The organism is Acetivibrio ethanolgignens, assembly GCF_001461035.1.
Lineage (GTDB): Bacteria > Bacillota > Clostridia > Lachnospirales > Lachnospiraceae > Velocimicrobium > Velocimicrobium ethanolgignens.
The window spans coordinates 1-3464 of sequence record NZ_LNAM01000041.1 but is presented as its reverse complement, the minus strand read 5'-3'; the positions used below and the strand labels follow the sequence as shown (position 1 = coordinate 3464).

The window sequence follows — 3464 nt, the reverse complement described above, 5'->3', positions numbered from 1 at the left end:
TTTCCACGCCAGTCGTACTCATAAAACACCGGCCTTCCGCTGGCGTCGGTCAGGCTTTCCAGGCTGCCGTCTGAAAAATAGGTGCAGGAAGCCAGAGTCCTGCCGGAGGCTGACTTTTTCAGCAGCTTCCCGTCCGGGCGGTATTCGTATGTGTAGCAGAAGCCTCCTGCCACTGCCTTCCTCACATTGCCTGATGTGTCATATTCCCAGCTCCTTGTGGCACGGCTCTCCCCGTTCCTGTCCGTTCCAATCTCCAGGACCGGATTCCCGTCCACGTTGTAGGTGGTGCGGACTTCGTTGCCGCTGCGGTCCACATGGAGTGCCATGCGCCCCTCACGGTCATACCGGAAGGTCTCGCTGTTCCCTTCCTGGTCAATGATCTCGCAGACCTTTCCCTGGCTGTTGTAGCGGTAGGTGGTCACGCCGCCGTTTGCGTCCCTGGTGCTGGTGATGTTGCCCACGAAGTCATAGGTGCAGCCTTCCTCCCCGCCGTCTGCCTGGCGGATCTTCCGGATGCGTCCCCAGGCGTCCAGGTCATAGCCCGTTTCGCTGCCGTTGCCGTTTGCGACGCCCGTGATCCTTCCACGGCTGTCATAGCGGTACTGCTGTGCCGGCCTGTCCTCCCTGCGGCTCCTTGCCGTGCGGATCTGCGTTTCCCCGCCATGGACGCCGTATGTGTACCAGGCCTCCTGCCCGTCTGCCCCTCTGGACAGCGCCAGCCTTCCGTCCGGGAGGTACCGGTTCTCCTCCTGCACCGTGCCGGAACCGTCGGTTCTGGCCAGGAGTCTGCCGTACACATCATAACGGTACCGGTTCTGGTTTTTCAGGCATCCGGGCTCCCCGGTCTCCCTTGCGCCGGCTTGCGGCAGGAGCTCTGCTATCCTCCGGTCGTTCTTATCGTATTCGTAGGAAAATACAGGCCCGAGGCAGTCCTCCACGTGGACGATGCGGTCCTTGAGGTCATAGCCATATCCCTGCTCCCATTCCCCCAGCCCCTTCCCCCTGCGGACGATCCTTGTAAGGTTCCCCGCATGATCATAGGTGGCTGTGGTCGTCCGGTCGATTCCGTTTTTATCGTCTATGACGCGCTCCGATGCCAGGCGGCCGCAGGCGTCATAGCTGCGGAGGATGCGGTACCCCTCCGGCGTCACGATCCCGGTGCGGTTTCCATTCTCATCATACTGGCAGCGGGTCACCGCATGGCGCGGCTCTCCCTCCAGCGGCGCCAGCCCGCTGTCGAGCTCCTCCCTCTGCTCCGTGAGCCTCCCCGCACGGTCATAGCGGTAATGGATGGCCTGGCGCACCTCCTCGGAGACTGCCCTTTCCTCGTAGACCAGCTTCCCCTGCACGTCATAGCGGTAGGAGATGGCTGCCCCCAGTCCGTCCTCCACGCGGGTCCTGCGGTTCCTGCTGTCGTAGGTGAAGCGCAGCGCCAGCCCGGCGCCGTCCTCCTCCACCAGCCTGCCGTCCCTGTCCCAGTACCCGCCATGGCGCTGCTCCAGCAGCACGTTCCCGCATCTGTCATACTGCCATGTGGTCTTCTCATAGAGCATCGTGCCCTCTGCTTCCAGCACTGGCCTCAGCTGCTCTTTCAGCTCCCCGAATGCGGTATAGCTGCGGTAGGTGCAGCGCCCCTGTGCATCGGTTTCCTCCGTGAGGTTGCCCGCCAGGTCGTAGGCATACGACGCCTGGCGCACCCCGTCCGGTCCCGTCACTCCGGTCAGCCGGTTGCAGGCGTCATAGGTATAGGTCCAGCCTTCCCCGTCGTCGGTCTGCGGGTCGTAGGATTCCGGCATCACATGGCGGGTCCGGTTGCCCTCGCTGTCATAGAAGATGCGCTCGCATCCCCCGTCCGGGTAATGGATGCGGATGTTGTTCCCATCGCTGTCATAGTCATAGGTGGTCCCCTCCCCGTCATCCTTATACGGGTCATAGGCGTTTGGGTGCACCCGCTTCAAGACGTTTCCCTCCCCGTCCCGCATCAGGCGCTCATGCCCGCCGTCGGGGTTTTTCGTGTGGACCAGGCGGTCGAGGAAGTCATAGGAATAGCTGTATTCCCCGCGCTGCTCCTTCCATGCCTTTGGCGGGTAGAGCGCGAGGAGGCGCCCCATGCCGTCATACATCCACCGGGTCTCGTTGCCTTCCCCGTCCCGCACCAGGGCCCGTTTGTTCCTGGCATTGTAGCCGTACTCGGTCCTGCCGCAGGCGTCCTCCTGCGCCATCATGCGCCCGGCCCTGTCGTACTCAAAGGAACAGGTCCCGCCGTCTGCGAACCGGATGGCGGATGGCTTCCCGCCTGTCTCCCCGTACTGGTACTGTGTCCGGTTGCCTTCCCCATCGACGGCTTCCGTCCGCCTCCCCATCCAGTCATAGGCAGACCGGTTCTCCCTTACCTGCAGGCCGTCTGCCATCCTCTCCGCAATGCGGTTATGGTGCCCGTCATATTCATACGCCGTCTCCCTGCCGGCGCTGTCTGTCCGGAGGATCTCGTTGCCTGCCGCATCATACCGGTGCACGGTCCTGAGCCCGTCCGGCTGCACTTCCTCTGTCAGCCTGCCCGCCCCGTCATACTTCCATGTGGTCTTTCTGCCCAGGCGGTCCGTCCAGCTGGTGCGGTGTCCGTTCCCTCCGTATTCATACAGCTCCCTTGTCCCGTCCTGGTAGGATGTCCCGAGGATTTCCCCCCATTCATTATACCAGTGCTCGACTGTTTTGTCATGCACGCTGCTTGCAATCGTCACTCTGTTTTTTTCCGGATGGTAGTCTGCCCGGTAGGTGTCCCCGTTTGCCAGCGTCTGCAGCACCACACGCCCCGCATCGTCATACCGGTTCTCAAGATATGCGACTTTTGCCTGGTCCACCGCGCGCTCCAGGTAGCCATGGCTGTCATACTCATAGTGGGTGGCCCCTCCATCCATGTGGATGACGTCCGACAGGAGGCCGTCCTCATACCGGTACTGCACCGTTCGTCCGGTATGGTCCCTTGTCTGGATCAGCCTGCCGTCACGGATCTCCACCTCCAGATAATATCCAAGGGGCGTCGTGATCCGGGTCAGCCGCTCCCCCTCATAGTACAGGCGCACACACTGTCCGTTCCGGTCTTCTGCCGCAGTCAGCAGTCCCTGCCCGTCATAGTGGTAGCATTTGTGGTCCCTGCCGTCGCAGATCCTCCAGCCGTCGTCCTCTCTGGTCAGCTCCAGCCATTCACAGCCCCTGGTGATATTGGCTGCCTGGGAGCCATCCCATTCAAAGAGTGCCGTAATCCCGCCATCCAGCTTCGCATGGAGCCTGTTTCCCGAGCGGTACAGATGGCCTTCATGCGAGAAGCTCCATCCGGGTCCCAGGATCCCTGCTTCCTTGTTGGTGGAATTGTATTTCCTCTGCACGCGGATATCCTCCCGGATATCCGGCAGCACAAAGTCGGTTGCCGTGATCAGGAATGCCCCGGTAGCCACGTCAATCGG

1 protein-coding gene is annotated in these 3464 nt (G+C 62.0%); it reads right to left on the bottom strand.

Annotated features, from left to right (window positions below; all coding sequences use genetic code 11):
- Positions 1–3464: DUF6531 domain-containing protein (locus tag ASU35_RS03275; protein ID WP_147525354.1), on the bottom strand; the 3464-nt coding region annotated here is incomplete at both ends.